Below are 17,092 nucleotides of genomic sequence, written 5' to 3'. Positions count from 1 at the left end.
GTCAGACCAGCTCGACGTCGATGACGCCGGGCGCTGCGCGCAGTGCGGCAGCAATCTCCGGCGTGATACGATATTTCTGCGGAAGCTCGACTTCCACCTCGCGCTTGCCTTCCTCCTTGATCACGATGAAGGAGACAAGGCCATCGCCCTTGGCATTGAGGTGTGCCGCGACGGCACGAAGCGGCCCGGAATCGCGCACGTAGACGCGCAGGGCCTTCTGCATCTGCAGCGATTTCTCTTCCAGCGACTGAATGGTCTGCAGGCGAAGGCCGATGCCTTCCGGCCGCTCTTCCCCTGTCGCCGTGATAACGAAGGACTTTCCGGACTCCAGCACGTCGCGATACTGGTTCAACATCTCGGAGAACAGAACGGCTTCGAACTGACCCGAGGAGTCGGAGAACACGATGATACCCATCTTGTTGCCGGTCCTGGTCTTGCGCTCCTGCTTGGAAATGACGGTGCCCGCAAGGCGGCCGTTGCTCGCGCCCTGCTTCACGGCCGCCGAAAACTCGGCGAAGGTCTGCACGCGCATCTTCTGCAGAATGCTCTGGTAGCTATCGAGCGGATGCGCGGTCAGGTAGAAGCCCAGGACCTGGAATTCCTTGAGCAGCTTTTCTGAGGCCAGCCACGGCGAAAACGGCGGCAGCGAGATTCTCTCTGGGCCGGATGAAAGAGCGCTGCCGAAGATATCCGACTGGCCGCTCAGCTTGTTTTCCTGCGCACGCTGGGCGTAGCCCATGATGCGGTCGAGCCCGCCCGCCAGTTGCGCGCGGTCGAGCCCGAAACAATCGAAAGCACCGGCGAAGATCAGGCTTTCCAGCACGCGGCGGTTCACCTGTCGCGGATCAATGCGCAGGCAGAAATCCTCAAGGCTCGCGAATGGAGTGCCACCGCGGACCTCCACGATATGATCGACAGCCGATTCGCCGACCCCCTTCAGCGCCGCCAGCGCGTAGTAGATCCTGTTGTCGCCGGTCTCGAAATGGCGGAACGAGGTCTGTACCGAAGGAGGGATTACCTCGATGTCGAGACGCTTGGCGTCCTGCCGGAAGTCGTTGACCTTTTCGGTGTTCGACATATCGAGCGTCATCGACGCGGCGAGGAACTCGACCGGATAATGCGCCTTCATATAGGCGGTCTGGTAGGAAACGATCGCGTAAGCGGCGGCGTGAGACTTGTTGAAACCGTAGTTGGCGAACTTGGCGAGCAGGTCGAAGATCACATCGGCTTGCGGCTTCTTCACGCCGTTCTTGACGGCGCCATCGACGAAGCGCTCGCGCTGCTGGTCCATCTCCGCCTTGATCTTCTTACCCATGGCGCGACGCAGAAGGTCGGCTTCACCGAGCGAGTAGCCCGACAGGACCTGGGCGATCTGCATCACCTGCTCCTGGTAGACGATAACCCCCTGCGTTTCCTTCAGCAGGTAGTCGATCGTCGGATGGATCGACTCGATCTCTTCCTCGCCGTGCTTGCGGGCATTGTAGACCGGGATGTTTTCCATCGGGCCTGGGCGATAAAGCGCCACGAGTGCGATGATGTCCTCGATGCAGTCCGGCTTCATGCCGATCAGCGCCTTGCGCATGCCCGCACTTTCAACCTGGAACACGCCAACCGTTTCGCCGCGCGAGAGCATCTCGTAGGTCAGCTTATCGTCCAGCGGGATCGAGGCAAGATCGACCTTGATGCCACGCTTGGCGACGAAATCGACGGCGACCTTCAACGTGGTCAGCGTCTTCAGCCCGAGGAAGTCGAACTTGACGAGGCCGGCCTGCTCGACCCACTTCATGTTGAACTGGGTGACAGGCATGTCGGAACGCGGATCGCGGTACATCGGCACCAGCTTCGACAGCGGGCGGTCGCCGATGACGATACCGGCAGCGTGGGTCGATGCGTGGCGGTAGAGACCTTCAATCTTCTGGGCGATATCGAGCAGGCGGGCGACGACCGGCTCCTTGTCGGCCTCCTCCTGCAGCTTCGGCTCTTCCTCGATCGCCTTCGACAGCGGCGTCGGGTTGGCCGGATTGTTCGGCACCAGCTTACAGATCTTGTCGACCTGACCGTAGGGCATCTCCAGCACACGGCCGACGTCGCGCAGCGCCGCGCGGGCCTGCAGCGAACCGAAGGTGATGATCTGCGCGACCTGTTCGCGGCCGTACTTGCGCTGCACATAACGGATCACCTCTTCGCGGCGGTCCTGGCAGAAGTCGATATCGAAGTCGGGCATCGAGACGCGTTCCGGGTTGAGGAAGCGTTCGAAGAGCAGCGAGAAGCGCAAGGGATCAACGTCAGTGATCGTCAGCGCGTAGGCAACGAGAGAGCCTGCACCGGAGCCGCGGCCCGGGCCGACGGGGATGTCATGCTGTTTTGCCCATTTGATAAAGTCCGAAACGATGAGGAAGTAACCCGGGAATTTCATGCGCTCGATGACGCTCAGCTCGAATTCCAGGCGCTCGCGGTAATCCTTCTCCTCATAGCCGGGCGACATGCCGAGAGTGGCAAGGCGCTTATCCAGCCCCTCCTCCGCCTGCCGGCGCAGTTCGAGTGCCTCTTCGCGTTCCGCCTCCTCGGGATCGGCGGTGGCGCCGGTGAAACGCGGCAGGATCGGCTTGCGCGTCTTCAGGATGAACGAGCAGCGCCGCGCGATCTCGATGGTGTTTTCCAGCGCCTCCGGCAGATCCGCAAACAGCTTCGCCATTTCGGCGCGGCTTTTCAGGTAGTGATCAGGCGTCAGGCGAAACCGGGTATCATCCGAAACGATGGCGTTGTGGGCGACGGCCATCAGGGCGTCATGCGCATCATAGTCGTCACGGGTCGGGAAAAAGGCTTCGTTGGTGGCGACCAACGGCAGGTCGTGCTCATAGGCAAGGCCGACGAGCTTCTGCTCATGACGCTTGTCGTAAGTGCCGTGCCGCTGCAACTCAACATAGAGCCGGTTACCGAAATGGCGCTTCAGCAGCAGGAGGCGTGCTTCCGCCTGGGCGGCATGCCCATCCTTCAGCGCCACGTCGACCGGCCCCGTCAGGGCGCCGGTCAAAGCGATCAGGCCGTCGGTGCCGATCTCGTCGAGCCAGGAGGCACGAATGTGGATCGATTGACCGTTGCCCTCGCCGCCGAGATAGGCGCGGCTGACAAGGTCCACCAGCCGCTCGTAGCCGGCGTCGGTGGCCGCAAGGAGCACCAGCGACGGCAGCTTGGCGAGCGCCTGCTGGCCGCCGCGCCGTTCCGTCTCCAGTCCATCCTCCATGTCGATCGAGACCTGGCAGCCGATGATCGGCTGAAGGCCCTCGTCCATCGCCTTCTGTGAGAATTCGAGGGCGACGAACAGGTTGTTGGTGTCGGTGATCGCTATGGCCGGCTGGCTGTCGCCCGACGCCTTGTAGAGGATCTTCTTAAGCGGCAGCGCACCTTCAAGGAGCGAATAGGCCGAGTGGACCCGAAGGTGAACGAAGCCCGGCGTACCACCGATGAAACCGCCTTCCGCGTCTTTCTCCGCACCCGCCATGACATGCCTTCCGATCACCTGAATCAATCAGGTCTATTCTCAGCATTGAGGGGTTGATGTCCAGACAAGGGCTGCGCTCGGACCGCATGGCAGCCATGCGGTCCCCGGAATTCTTACATTGCCATGCAGATAAGCGAGAAGCTGGCAACGAACATTGCGATGGAGGTGAATGCTGCGATATCACGGATCAAGTCAGTCATTTGGCTCTCCTGTTCTCTTATGTTTTCAATTTGTTCCGCTATTGTTCTATTGTCAACAGGATTCTTTTCCGTTTTGCTGACCGCATGGCGATGGGAGAAAAGCATGTTTAAGTTTGTATTAATTGCTGGATTGGCTCTATCGGCGGCGTTTACCGCTCGAGCCGAGCAAATCGATCCCACGCGGATCGTCGACGCGGCGACGGGGGATTGGGATGGCGATGGGCGTGCGGACCTCGCGCTGCTGGTTGCTCCCGAGGAGGGCGCCAACTATGATCAAATCGGCATCTACCTCTATCTTCGTGACAGCGACCACGAACTTCTGCGGCTTTCGCTGGCCGCACCAAACAAGATCTGGGGCAGCACCAATGCGGACGGCGTCTTCGGACAGGAACCGTCGTTGAAGGCCGTCGGCAAATCCTCCATCGCCGTACACTCACAGAACAGCGCGATCGGGCGCGATCGCTGGGACCAGACGCTGACGGTGGCCTATCGGAACAAGCAGTTCGTCGTTGCCGGCTATACCTACAACCACTACGACACGCTCGACCCCAATGCCGCCGGCTCCTGCGACTACAATGCACTGACCGGCAAGCTGCAGAAGGATGGCAAGGATGTCAAAGCCGAGCCACGTGTCCTCCCGATCGCTGAGTGGAACGACGACACTGGACAAACGATCTGCGGACCGTGAGGCTTGTTCTTATTTTGTTCTTTACATTTAATAGCGTTGTTGAGACGCTGTCGAGCGGAGGGAACGCCATGGATATTGTCGCATTGAACAGTTTCATCGTCGAGGCGAAGGCGAATACCTATGTCGGTGGCGGAAGCCCTGTGCCCGCCTGCCGGACAGGATCGCGCGACATCGGATATCAGCGCGGCGCCTGGCGCTATCTCGACAGCTATTTCGGCGGCGCAGATTTCGCCGGGCAAGAAGTGGTCTGGCTGGAGAGCGAACCGGTCTGGGCGATGAACTACTTCGGACGCATCGTCGAGCATTCGCTGATCGACGGAGAACGGGCGGGAACGGTGATCAAGGCTGCACTGTCAAAAATGTATGCCGAATATCGGCGCTTCCTCGGCGGCATGGAGTTCGAGCACGCCTTCGGTTACTATGCCGATCAAAGCATAGGGGACTGCAGCCATTTCAGCGGTCGCGAAGTGATCGTCGTGAACGAGCGCAGAGCCTACGAATTGGACTACTGTGGCGGTCTCATCCACCCCTAATCAGAAATCCACGACCTTGCCGTCGGCGATAGTCACGCGGCGGTCCATGCGCCCGGCGAGTTCGTGATTGTGGGTCGCGATCAGCGCCGCCAGGCCTGATTGACGCACCAGCGCTTCAAGCGCGTCAAAGACATAGCTTGCCGTTTCAGGATCAAGGTTGCCAGTCGGCTCGTCCGCCAGCAGCAGGCTTGGCGCATTCGCGACGGCACGCGCAATCGCCACACGCTGCTGCTCGCCACCGGAAAGCTCTCCGGGGCGATGCGCGCCGCGATGGCCTATGCGCATATAATCGAGCAGCTGGCCGGCTCGCTCCTTCGCTTCCTTACGCGGCAGCCCTGCGATCATCTGCGGCATCATGATATTCTCGATCGCAGAAAATTCCGGCAGCAGGTGGTGGAATTGATAGACGAAGCCGATTTCGCTGCGGCGAATCGCGGTGCGCTTATCGTCCGGCAAACCATCGCAGGCCTTTCCGTTGATGATCACCTCGCCGCCATCGGGGTGCTCAAGCAGGCCGGCAATATGTAGAAGCGTCGACTTGCCTGTGCCTGACGGCGCGACGAGGGCGACGATTTCGCCGCTGTTCAGCGTGAAGTCCGCACCCTTGAGGATCGAGAGCAGCGTCTCGCCCTGACCATAGTGGCGCTCGACACCGGAAAGCTTGAGAACGGTATTCCGCTTCATGAAGAGAGCATTCCTTATTCGTAGCGCAGGGCCTGCACGGGATCGAGCTTGGAGGCTCGCCATGCCGGGAAGATGGTGGCGAGGAAGGACAGGGTCAGCGCCATGATCACAACTGAAAGCGTCTCTCTCATACTCATTTCCGCAGGCAGCTGGCTGAGGAAGTAGAGTTGCGGGTCGAACAGCACCGTGCCGGAAACCCAAGAAAAGAACTCGCGGATTTTCTCGATATTGATACAGACAACGACACCAAGCAGGACACCGGCTATCGTTCCGACGACACCGATCGCCGCACCGGTCATGAAGAAGATGCGCATGATCGCGCCAGAGCTCGCGCCCATCGTGCGCAGGATCGCGATATCGCTGCCCTTGTCCTTCACCAGCATGATGAGGCCGGAAATGATGTTCAGCGCCGCAACGAGGACGATGAGCGTCAGGATCATGAACATCACGTTCCGTTCAACCTCGAGCGCCGAGAAGAAGGTCTGGTTGCGTTGGCGCCAGTCGGTAATCGCAATTTGCCGACCGGCTGCGGCCTCGACCTTCGGCCGCATATTGTCAATGTCGTCGGGATTGTCGACGAAAAGCTCGATGGATTGAACCAGGCCCTCGGCATTGAAATAGAGCTGCGCTTCCTCAAGCGGCATGTAGATGATCGTCGCGTCGTATTCCGACATGCCGATCTCGAAAATGCCGGAGACCTTGTAGGACTTCACCCGCGGATTGACGCCCATCGGTGTGACGTCACCTTCCGGTGATATCAGCGTAATGTTGTCGCCTGCCTGGAGGCCGAGTTGGGCAGCCATGCCCGAACCGATCAACACGCCCTGCCCGGCGGCAAAACCGACCAGATCACCGGACTTGATATTACCGGAGACGGTCTTCACCTTTTCCAGGTCTTCAGGTCGGATGCCGCGTACCAGCGCGCCCGTGCCCGCACCGCCCTGACCTGAGGCCAATGTCTGGCCCTCGACCAGCGGCAGCGCAAGCTTAATGCCCGGCACGCCGGCAAGCTTGTCGGTCAACGCCGGATAGTCCGTGAACGGAGTATCGACGGGCTGAACGATCATGTGACCGTTGATGCCCAGAATGCGGGAGATCAGCTCCGTACGGAAGCCGTTCATGACAGCCATGACGATGATCAGCGTCGCAACGCCGAGCATGATGCCGATGAAGGAGAAACCGGCGATCACCGAAATGAACGCCTCCTTGCGGCGGGCGCGCAGATAGCGCCACGCCACAAGCCGTTCGAAGGCGGAAAATGGCCGGCTGGCCGGCGCCGAGCCGGATTTAGAACCCTGCTGGCTCACCGCTACATCTGCCATCCTGCCTCCCGCCTTCTTAGCCCAAGAGCTTGTTGATCGCCGCGTCGATGGTCATCGTTTCGCGGGCGCCCGTTTTGCGGTCCTTCACTTCGACTTCGCCGCTCGCGACCGCACGCGGGCCGGCGATGATCTGCAGCGGAACACCGATCAGGTCGGCGGTCGCAAATTTCGTTCCGGCGCGATCGTCCGTATCATCGTAGAGGACGTCCTTGCCGGCATTCGAGAGCGCCGCATAGATCTTCTCGCAGGCTGCATCGCACGCCGCATCACCGGCCTTCATGTTGATCACGACCGCATCGAACGGCGCTACCGACGCCGGCCAGATGATTCCGTTCTCATCATGCGATGCTTCGATGATGGCGGGAACAAGGCGGGTCGGGCCAATCCCGTAGGAACCCATGTGGACCGTATGTTCCTTGCCATCAGGCCCTTGCACTTTCGCGCCCATCGGCTCGGAATACTTCGTGCCGAAGTAGAAGATATGACCCACTTCAATGCCGCGCGCAGAGAGACGCTCGCCTTCCGGAACGGCGTTGAACGCCGCTTCGTCGTGCATCTCCGATGTGGCGGCATAAAGCGACGTCCACTTGTCGAAAACAGCCTTCAGGCCCTCGACGCTGTCGAAGTCGGTGCCTTCAGCCGGGATATCGAAGTTCACGAAGTCCTTGTGGCAGAACACTTCGGATTCACCGGTGTCGGCCAGGATGATGAATTCGTGGCTGAGATTGCCACCGATCGGACCAGTGTCTGCACGCATCGGGATCGCACGCAGGCCGAGGCGATCGAACGTCCGCAGATAGGCGGTGAACATCTTGTTGTAGGAATGCTCCGCACCTTCGCGAGTCAGATCGAAGGAATAGGCGTCCTTCATCATGAATTCACGCGAGCGCATGGTACCGAAGCGCGGGCGGATCTCGTCGCGGAACTTCAGCTGGATGTGATACAGGTTGAGCGGCAGGCTCTTGTAGGACTTCACGTAGGACCGGAAGATATCCGTGACCATTTCCTCGTTCGTCGGGCCGTACAGCATCGGGCGATCCTGGCGGTCCGTGATGCGCAGCATCTCCTTGCCATAGGCGTCGTAGCGACCGCTTTCCTGCCAGAGCTCGGCGGACTGCAGCGTCGGCATCGACAGTTCGATCGCGCCGGCGCGATTCTGCTCCTCGCGGATGATGTTGTTGACCTTGTCGAGAACGCGCTTGCCGAGGGGCAGCCAGGAATAGATGCCCTGCGACTGCTGCCGGATCATGCCGGCGCGCAGCATCAGCCGATGAGAGACGATTTCCGCCTCCTTGGGATTTTCCTTAAGGATGGGCATGAAATAGCGAGACAGGCGCATGGCGAATTCCAGAACTGTTGAGACACCGCATGTCGCGGAATCGAAGGCGGATCACAAATATTGGCAGCGTTCATAGCTGCTTCGCGAAAGGAAAGAAACCCGCCGCGGGCTGAAGCGGTCTGCCGTTAAAGCAAGTTCGCACCCGCAAAGCAGACAAAGTAAGAAAAAGGCGAAATTATAATGGTTTGTACGATATTCTTATGAACAGAAAAAATTTGCTGGAGTGTAGCAAAAATGCAAAAAAACCTGATGACAAAGCCCATTCTTTGAGCTAGCTTTAGCCCACAAAACAGGCAGGGAGCTAAATTCCTGCCGATTTCGCGGTCAAGTCTTGGGAGGATCAGATCTTAGGCGCGCTCGTCGCAGCCCCGGCAACGGATAAGGATCACGCGATACTTAAAACAAGGCTTTCAGCCTTGTTTTTTTTTGGCTTTTCTCAACCACGTTCTGCCATCCGAGCCCCTCGCTGCCGTTGCGTGAGGCCTCGCCTGCCGTTACGGCAACTGCATGCCGCAACTTCATGACATGTGTGTGACAGCGAATATCTGTATCCGCCCAAAAACTGGGCAAACGCCCTAAACGTTTGAGAACGATGGGCCAATCTGCGGCAGGGCGTCGAAACCCCAACCGAAGTAATTCGAAGCGATATACCAGAGCCCGTAGATGACAGCCGAGATGATCGTCGTCATCGAAAAGACGAATACCGGCCGAAACCGGCTCGGGGCGCTGTGTACGGTCCCCAACACGATATCGTTATCTTCCGCTTGCGTGCGCAGGCCAATCGGCAGGACGGCAAAGAGCGTGATCCACCAGACGATAAAGTAGACGGCAAAGCCCTGTAGAAATATCTGCAGCATCGAATTGTCCCGCTAGGCTCTCTGCGACTGCGGTGCTTATAAGCCGAAATGTCCGTTAACTCAAAGCCGGTTCGGACCCCAATGACGGTTTTTGCCGCGTCTCGGTCACTCTGCCGCAGCCCGCTCAGACCTGCTCCAGCTCGATCAGGGTGCCGAAAAAATCCTTCGGATGCAGAAAGAGCACCGGCTTTCCATGGGCGCCGATCTTCGGCTCACCATTGCCGAGCACTCTTGCACCACCTTGCACCAGTTGGTCGCGAGCGGCGAGGATGTCGGCAACTTCGTAGCAGATATGGTGCATTCCTCCAGATGGGTTCTTCTCCAGGAAAGCAGCGATCGGCGAGTCCGCTCCCAGCGGCTCCAGCAGTTCGACCTTGGTATTCGGCAGCTCCACGAAGACGACTGTGACGCCGTGCTCCGGCAGAGCCTGCGGGGCAGAGACAGTTGCGCCGAGCGTGCCCCGGTAGGCGGCCGTTGCGGCCGCAAGGTCCGGAACGGCGATGGCGACATGGTTGACCCGGCCGAGCATGGGTCAGACCTTCGTAACAAAGACCGTGACCACAGGCTTTTTGCCCCAGGTCTGGTTTGCGGTTGCGCGGATCGCACGGCGGACCGACTCCTGCAGCAGGTCGAGATCCTTCCGGCGTGCCCGCGGTATGCTCTCGATGGCGCCGACAGCAGCGTCGTAAAGCGTATCTTCCATATCGTCGCCCTCGTCGTCGTAGACAGGCAGACCGATCGCAACGAGGTCCGGATCGCCGACGATATCGTAGCGGCTGTCGATCACGACGTTGACGGCAACGTGGCCGACATAGGAGAGCTTCTTGCGCTCGCCAATGCCCATCTCGTCGAAATCCCCGATGAGCGAGCCGTCCTTATAGATACGGCCGTGCGGCGCCTCGTCGATAACCTCGACTGGTCCTGGTGCCAGACGAAGAATGTCGCCGTTGCGCACGCGCGGCACGATCGGGATGCCGGATTGCTCCGCCAGTTCCTTGTGCGCCGTCAGGTGAGTCGCCTCGCCGTGCACCGGCACGACGATCTTCGGCCGCGTCAGCTCATACATCTTCTGCAGCTCGTTGCGGCGCGGATGTCCGGAAACGTGAACAAGGGCTTCGTTGTCGGTGATGACATGGACACCCTGCTCGATGAGGCCGTTCTTGATGTCCTGGATCGCCTTCTCGTTGCCCGGGATGGCGCGGGAGGAAAATACGACGATATCGCCTGCTGCAAGCGCCACGTTGCGCATCTCGTCACGCGACAGCTTCGCAAGGGCCGCGCGTGGCTCACCCTGGCTACCGGTCAGAATGACGACAACCTTGTCGCGTGGGACGTAACCGTATTCCTCCTCGGAAATGAACGGCTTGATGCCCTCCATCAGGCCGATATCGCGGGAAACGTCGACCACGCGCTTGAGCGAACTGCCAAGCAGTAGTACCTCGCGGCCCTCAGCCTCGGCCGCCTCGGCTACCGTTCGGATACGGCCGACGTTCGATGAGAACGTCGTCACCGCAACGCGGCCCTCGGCGTTCTCGATGATTTTGCGCAGGCTCTCGGAGACGTCCTTCTCGGATGGCGATACACCATCCCGCAGGGCATTCGTGGAATCGCACATCAACGCCAGAACGCCTTCATCGCCAAGCTGGCGAAAACGGGTCTCGTCCGTCAGCGGACCGAGCGACGGCTCATGGTCGATCTTCCAGTCGCCGGTATGGATCACATTGCCGAGTGGCGTGCGGATCACCAGCGACATCGGCTCGGGAATGGAGTGGTTGACCGCCACGCCTTCGACGCTGAAGGGGCCGGCATTGACGGTGTCGCCCGCCGTAAACAATGTCACCGGGATCTCCCCGATGGCCGACTTTTCAAAGTTGCGCTTCGCCTCGAGCAGGCCAGCCGTAAAGCTAGAGGCATAGACCGGCACATTGAGACCGGGCCATAGATCGGCGAGCGCGCCGTAGTGGTCCTCGTGCGCATGCGTGATGAAGATCGCCTTCAGGCTCTTGCGCTCGGTGGCGAGATAACGAATGTCCGGCAGCACAAGATCGACACCTGGCAGATCAAGCCCCGGGAAGGTAACGCCGCAGTCAACCATGATCCACTGGCGGTGGGTCGGTGGGCCGTAGCCGTAGAGGGCGAGATTCATTCCAATCTCGCCAACGCCACCCAACGGCAGAAATACCAATTCGTCCTGCTTCGCCATATTATTCTTTTTTCCAATCAACCAAAGAAGACGTCGCCGGCGGCAATCGTCATCATCCTGCCTGCGCCAATATCGAGCATCAACAGGCCATTATCATCAATTCCGGCGAAGTGGCCGGAAATCGACCGGTCCGGCAGGTTCACCGTTATCTTTTCGCCAATGCCGCAGGCGACCTGGCGCCAGCGTTCCGTGATTTCGCGCACGCCGCGGCCCCGATCCCATGCTTCCAGGACTTCGGCCATCGATGCAAAAAGATGGGCGAAAACCTCTTCGGGGGAAGCAGAGCTCCCTTGCTCACGCAGGCAGGTCACCGGATAGAGCGGGTTGTCAGGCATGAATGCGACGTTGATACCGATGCCTATGACGAGCGCATGGCGTCCCTCCGACAGGGCTTCGCCTTCCACGAGAATGCCACAAGTCTTCTTGCGTCCGATCAGGATATCGTTCGGCCACTTCACTTCCAGCGGCTCGGCCGTATGCCGGAGCACACGGCGAACGGCCTGATGCACGGCGACGGCAATTGCCAACGGCAGCGAGCCGAGGCGCTCCATGGGCGCCGGATCGATGAGAAGAAGCGAGGCGTAGAGATTGCCCCGCTCTGAAACCCAGGGGCGTCCCCGGCGGCCACGGCCGCCGGTCTGTTTTTCCGCCGTGATCCAGAGGTGACCGCGGTCCCCTGCCCGCGCACGGGCAAGGCATTCACTGTTCGTGGACGACGTCTCCGGCAGAGCCTCGTGCCTGAAATCGTCGAGCGATATCCGGCGCCGTGCCTCGGAGTTCATCAAAAGAGTGTCGCAGCTGCAAGCTCGGCCGCACCGCCAATCGGACCGCCGATGATGACATAGGCGAGAACGAAGAGGCCGGAGAGACCAAAGACAAGACGGAGCGAGCCCGAAACGCGAGCGAACTCGCCCGTGGCTTCATCGAACCACATCAGCTTGATGACGCGCAGGTAGTAGTAAGCGCCGACAACCGATGCAAGAACGCCGATGATCGCAAGAGCGTAGAGCTTCGCCTCGATCGCAGCGACAAACACGAAGTACTTCGCGAAGAAGCCTGCGAGCGGAGGAATGCCTGCCAGCGAGAACATCAGGATGGTCAGTACCGTCGCCATGAACGGATTGGTGGTCGACAGGCCAGCCAAGTCGTTGACTTCCTCGACAACCGTGCCGTCCTTGCGGCGCATCGACATGATGATCGCAAAGCTGCCGAGCGTCATGACCATGTAGATGACCATGTACAGCATGACGCCCGAGACGCCGGTCTGATTGCCTGCAGCAAGGCCAACCAATGCGTAACCCATGTGACCGATCGACGAATAGGCCATCAGTCGCTTGATGTTCCGCTGACCGATTGCGGCGAAGGAGCCGAGCAGCATGGAAGCGATCGAAATGAAGACCACGACCTGCTGCCAGTCAGCCACGACCGGCTGGAAGGCAGTGATTACAATGCGGGTCAACATCGCCATTGCCGCGACCTTGGGAGCGCTGGCAAGGAAAGCGGTGACCGGGGTCGGAGCGCCTTCGTAAACGTCCGGCGTCCACATATGGAATGGAACAGCGGAGATCTTGAAGGCGATACCGGCCAGGATGAACACGAGGCCGAAGACGAGGCCAAGCGAACGAGCACCTTCGACAGTCAGGGCCTGAGCGATTGCAGCGAATTGCGTGTGACCGGTGAAGCCGTAGACCAGCGACATGCCGTAGAGCAGCATGCCCGAGGACAGCGCGCCGAGCACGAAGTACTTCAGGCCGGCTTCAGTGGACTTGACGCTGTCGCGGTTGATCGCAGCGACGACATAGATTGCCAGCGACTGCAGTTCGAGGCCGAGATAAAGCGAGATGAGATCGTTGGCCGAAATCATCAGCAGAATGCCCAGTGTGCAGAGCACGAGCAGCACCGGAAACTCGAACTTGTCGAGCTGATTTTCCTTGGCAAGCCCCAGCGACATGAAGAGCGCCGTAATCGATCCGACCAGCGCGGTGATCTTCATGAAGCGGCCGAAGCCGTCCGACAGGAAGACGCCGCCATAGGCAACGCCTTCGCTCGGAAGGAAGATCAGCCAGAGCGCAGCAGCGGCCAGCACGATTATCGCGAGAACGCTGACCATACGGCCGGAGCGCTCTCCCGAGAAGACGCCGATCATCAACAACGCGAGGGCGCCGACCGCGAGGATCAGCTCCGGTATGGAAAGATGCAGGCTTGCGAGAATAGTTTCAGAGGTCATGTCCCAAAAGTCCCGTCATCATTTCATCGACAGCGCAACGTCCTGCGCTGCCTGGACTGCGGCTGTATAGCTATGGATCAGCTGGTCAACCGATGCAGCGGTCACATCGAAGACCGGAGCCGGATAGACGCCGAAGAAGATGGTCAGTGCGATCAGCGGATAGAGGATCAGCTGTTCACGCCGAGAGAGGTCGAGCAGCGCTTTGAGCTTTTCCTTCTCCAGCGCGCCGAAGATGACCCGGCGATAGAGCCAGAGCGCATAGGCGGCGGAGAGGATAACGCCCGTCGCGGCGAAGAGTGCGACCCAGGTGTTGACGCGGAAGACGCCGATCAGGGTCAGGAATTCGCCGACGAAGCCCGAGGTGCCCGGCAGGCCGACGTTCGCCATCGTGAAGACCATCATCGCAACAGCGTATTTCGGCATGTTGTTGACCAGGCCGCCATAGGCCGCAATCTCGCGGGTATGGGTTCGGTCGTAAATCACACCGACGCAAAGGAAGAGAGCGCCGGAGACGATGCCGTGCGACAGCATCTGGAAGATCGAGCCCTGCAAACCCTGCGCGTTGGCCGCAAAGATACCCATTGTCACGTAACCCATGTGGGCGACCGACGAATAGGCAATCAGCTTCTTCATGTCGTCCTGCATCAGCGCCACCAGCGAGGTGTAGATGATGGCAATGACCGACAAAGCGAAGACGAGCGGTGCGAAGAACTCGGAGGCAACCGGGAACATCCCGAGCGAGAAGCGGATCAGGCCGTAGCCACCGAGCTTCAGAAGCACGCCTGCCAGAATGACCGAGCCGGCCGTCGGCGCCTGAACGTGCGCGTCCGGAAGCCACGTGTGAACAGGCCACATCGGCATCTTCACCGCGAAAGACGCGAAGAAGGCAAGCCAGAGCCAAGTCTGCATCTGCGGCGGGAACTTATAGGCGAGCAGCGCCGGAATATCCGTCGTGCCGGCCTGCCAGTACATCGCCATGATGGCGAGCAGCATCAGAACGGAGCCGAGCAGCGTGTAGAGGAAGAACTTGTAGCTGGCGTAGACGCGATCCTTGCCGCCCCAAACGCCAATGATGAGGAACATCGGGATTAGGCCGGCTTCGAAGAACACGTAGAAGAGAACGATATCGAGCGAAACGAAGACGCCGACCATCATCACTTCCAGGATCAGGAAGGCGATCATGTAGTCCTTGAGGCGCTTCTCGATCGACAGCCAGCTCGCCAGCACGCAGAAAGGCATGAGGAAGGTCGTCAGGATCACGAAAAGCATCGAGATCCCGTCAACGCCGAGATGATAGCTGATGCCGGTGCCGAGCCAGTTGTGCTTCTCGACCATCTGGAAACCGGGGTTCGCATTGTCGAAGCCGATCCAGATGAGGAGCGAAAGGACAAAAGTCACGACCGTCGTGATCAGCGAAATGTTGAGCACGTTGCGGCGGCCACTCGGACCGTTTTCATTCATCAGCAGCAGGAGCACCACGCCGACGAGCGGCAGGAAGGTGACCGTTGAAAGAATAGGCCAATCGGTCATCAGAAGGAACTCCCGAGCATCATCCAGGTAACGAGCGCTGCGACACCGATCAGCATGGCGAACGCATAGTGATAGAGGTAGCCCGTCTGCAGACGGACGACGCGGTTGGTAACATCGACGACGCGCGCGGCGACGCCATCCGGGCCGTAGGCGTCGATGACGCCGACATCACCCTTCTTCCACAGGAAGCGGCCAAGGGCCTTGGCGCTGCGGACGAAGAGGAAGTCGTAGAGTTCGTCGAAGTACCACTTGTTCAAGAGGAACTGGTACAGGACGCGGTGCTGCTGAGCGAGAACGCGCGGCGTCGATGGCGACTTGATGTACATGTACCAGGCGGTGACGAAGCCAACGAGCATGGCGATGAACGGGCTGAGGCCAACCCAGGCCGGAACGTGATGGAATTCTTCCAGCAGTTCGTTGTGCTCGGAGGTGAAGAGCGCGCCCTTCCAGAACTCGGCATATTCCTCGCCGTAGAAGCGACCCTCGAAGAGAACGCCTGCGAGAACCGCGCCAGCGGCAAGAATATAGAGCGGCACGAGCATGACCTGGGGAGATTCATGCACGTGGTGCATTACTTCGTGCGAGGCGCGCGGCTGACCAAAGAAGGYCAGGAACGCCAGACGCCAGGAATAGAAGCTCGTGAACAGCGCAGCGATGACCAGAAGCGTGAAGGCGAAACCTGCGACCGGTGAATGCGACGCGTAAGCGGCTTCAATGATGACGTCCTTCGAGAAGAAGCCGGCAAAACCAAACGGCGTGAACGGAATGCCGACGCCGGTCAGTGCCAGCGTGCCGATCGTCATCATCCAGAAGGTCACCGGAATGTGCTTCCGCAGGCCACCCATGTAACGCATGTCCTGCTCGCCATCGACGGCGTGGATCACCGAGCCGGCGCCAAGGAACAGCAGAGCCTTGAAGAAGGCGTGCGTGAACAGGTGGAAGATGGCCGCGCCATAAGCACCGACGCCGAGAGCAACGAACATGTAGCCGAGCTGCGAGCAGGTCGAGTAAGCGATGACACGCTTGATGTCGTTCTGCACGAGGCCAACGGTTGCTGCGAAGAAGGCCGTGATCGCACCGATCGTCGTTACGAAGACGAGCGCATCCGGCGAAAGCTCAAACAGCGGCGACATGCGGGCGACGAGGAAGACGCCTGCGGTAACCATCGTTGCAGCATGGATGAGTGCCGACACCGGTGTCGGGCCTTCCATGGCATCCGGCAGCCAGGTGTGCAGCAGGAACTGTGCCGACTTACCCATCGCGCCCATGAAGAGCAGCAGGCAGGCGCCGGTCAGTGCGTGTGCCTTGTCGAGGTGCATGCCGAAGAGGTTGAGAACGACCTCTCCGCCCTCACCGCCGGCTTCGCCCGGGGCAAAGCTCGCAGCGTTCGCAAAGATGGTGTCGAGGTTGATCGCGCCGAAGAGCACGAACAGGCTCGCAATGCCGAGGATGAAGCCAAAGTCGCCGACGCGGTTGACCACGAACGCCTTGATCGCAGCGGCGTTTGCCGACGGCTTCTTGAACCAGAAGCCGATGAGCAGATAGGACGCCAGACCAACGCCTTCCCAGCCGAAGAACATCTGGGCCAGATTGTCGGCCGTCACCAGCATCAGCATGGCGAAGGTGAAGAGCGAGAGATAGGCGAAGAAACGCGGACGATGCGGATCATGATGCATGTATCCGATCGAATAGACGTGCACCAGGGTCGAGACCGTGTTGACGACGATCAGCATGACGGAGGTGAGCGTATCGACGCGTAGCGACCAGGATACGTCGATGCCGCCGGACTGGATCCAGCGCAGCACTTCGACCTTGATCGGGCCGCCTTCGTGGTGGCCCATGCCGATGGTCATGAAGACATACCACGACAGCACCGCAGCGATGATCATCAGGCCGCAGGTAACGTATTCCGATGCCTTGGCGCCGATCGCGCGGCCGAAGAGGCCTGCGATGATCGCGCCAATCAGGGGAAGAAAGACGATAGCCTTATATAAAAACATAGCCTTA

At 59.8% G+C, this 17,092-nt stretch carries 13 protein-coding genes; 2 read left to right on the top strand and 11 right to left on the bottom strand.

Annotated features, from left to right (window positions below):
* Position 1: 1 nt before the first annotated feature.
* Positions 2-3,502: a DNA polymerase III subunit alpha gene (gene dnaE / locus AC1DE4_RS12900; RefSeq protein ID WP_169681808.1), complete on the bottom strand. Its 3,501-nt coding sequence runs from the start codon at positions 3,500-3,502 to the stop codon at positions 2-4.
* 303 nt (positions 3,503-3,805) lie between these two features.
* Here dnaE and AC1DE4_RS12895 point away from each other — a divergent pair, with 303 nt between their 5' ends.
* Together AC1DE4_RS12895 and AC1DE4_RS12890 are read left to right on the top strand one after the other, a co-directional pair.
* Positions 3,806-4,390, top strand: coding sequence for a hypothetical protein (locus AC1DE4_RS12895; protein ID WP_113470093.1), 585 nt, complete (start codon positions 3,806-3,808; stop codon positions 4,388-4,390).
* A 68-nt stretch (positions 4,391-4,458) separates the two neighbouring features.
* On the top strand, positions 4,459-4,923 hold the full coding sequence (locus AC1DE4_RS12890) for a DUF5680 domain-containing protein (RefSeq protein WP_477881526.1): 465 nt from the start codon (positions 4,459-4,461) through the stop codon (positions 4,921-4,923).
* Here the strand turns inward: AC1DE4_RS12890 and AC1DE4_RS12885 are convergent, their stop codons facing one another.
* From AC1DE4_RS12885 to nuoL, 10 genes are all read right to left on the bottom strand, one after another.
* Positions 4,924-5,607, bottom strand: a complete 684-nt coding sequence (locus AC1DE4_RS12885) for an ABC transporter ATP-binding protein (RefSeq protein ID WP_018857039.1) — start codon at positions 5,605-5,607, stop codon at positions 4,924-4,926. It abuts the gene before it with no gap.
* A 14-nt stretch (positions 5,608-5,621) separates the two neighbouring features.
* Positions 5,622-6,929 carry a lipoprotein-releasing ABC transporter permease subunit gene (locus AC1DE4_RS12880; RefSeq protein WP_018857040.1) on the bottom strand — a complete coding sequence of 436 codons (1,308 nt, stop codon included), beginning with the start codon at positions 6,927-6,929 and terminating at the stop codon, positions 5,622-5,624.
* Positions 6,930-6,945: 16 nt separating this feature from the next.
* Entirely contained in the window at positions 6,946-8,268 is a 1,323-nt protein-coding gene (gene proS, locus AC1DE4_RS12875; RefSeq protein WP_018857041.1) for a proline--tRNA ligase, read from the bottom strand.
* A gap of 575 nt (positions 8,269-8,843) precedes the next feature.
* Entirely contained in the window at positions 8,844-9,125 is a 282-nt protein-coding gene (locus tag AC1DE4_RS12870) for a DUF1467 family protein (RefSeq protein ID WP_018857042.1), read from the bottom strand.
* 124 nt (positions 9,126-9,249) lie between these two features.
* Positions 9,250-9,654 (bottom strand): methylmalonyl-CoA epimerase, encoded by a 405-nt coding sequence (gene mce / locus AC1DE4_RS12865; protein ID WP_018857043.1) that lies wholly within the window; start codon positions 9,652-9,654, stop codon positions 9,250-9,252.
* Between the two features lie 3 nt (positions 9,655-9,657).
* Positions 9,658-11,328, bottom strand: a complete 1,671-nt coding sequence (locus AC1DE4_RS12860) for a ribonuclease J (RefSeq protein WP_018857044.1) — start codon at positions 11,326-11,328, stop codon at positions 9,658-9,660.
* A gap of 17 nt (positions 11,329-11,345) precedes the next feature.
* Positions 11,346-12,110, bottom strand: coding sequence for a biotin--[acetyl-CoA-carboxylase] ligase (locus AC1DE4_RS12855; RefSeq protein ID WP_192304841.1), 765 nt, complete (start codon positions 12,108-12,110; stop codon positions 11,346-11,348).
* Positions 12,110-13,555: an NADH-quinone oxidoreductase subunit NuoN gene (gene nuoN / locus AC1DE4_RS12850; protein ID WP_018857046.1), complete on the bottom strand. Its 1,446-nt coding sequence runs from the start codon at positions 13,553-13,555 to the stop codon at positions 12,110-12,112. Before nuoN ends, AC1DE4_RS12855 begins: the two co-directional genes overlap by 1 nt.
* Before the next feature lie 18 nt (positions 13,556-13,573).
* Positions 13,574-15,085: an NADH-quinone oxidoreductase subunit M gene (locus AC1DE4_RS12845; RefSeq protein WP_018857047.1), complete on the bottom strand. Its 1,512-nt coding sequence runs from the start codon at positions 15,083-15,085 to the stop codon at positions 13,574-13,576.
* Positions 15,085-17,085, bottom strand: coding sequence for an NADH-quinone oxidoreductase subunit L (gene nuoL, locus AC1DE4_RS12840; RefSeq protein ID WP_477881523.1), 2,001 nt, complete (start codon positions 17,083-17,085; stop codon positions 15,085-15,087). The genes AC1DE4_RS12845 and nuoL overlap by 1 nt, the downstream gene beginning before the upstream one ends.
* Between the last annotated feature and the right edge of the window lie 7 nt (positions 17,086-17,092).

The sequence above is a fragment of the Rhizobium sp. 10N414 genome (genome assembly GCF_056394785.1).
This window is presented reverse-complemented; position numbering and strand designations above follow the sequence as displayed.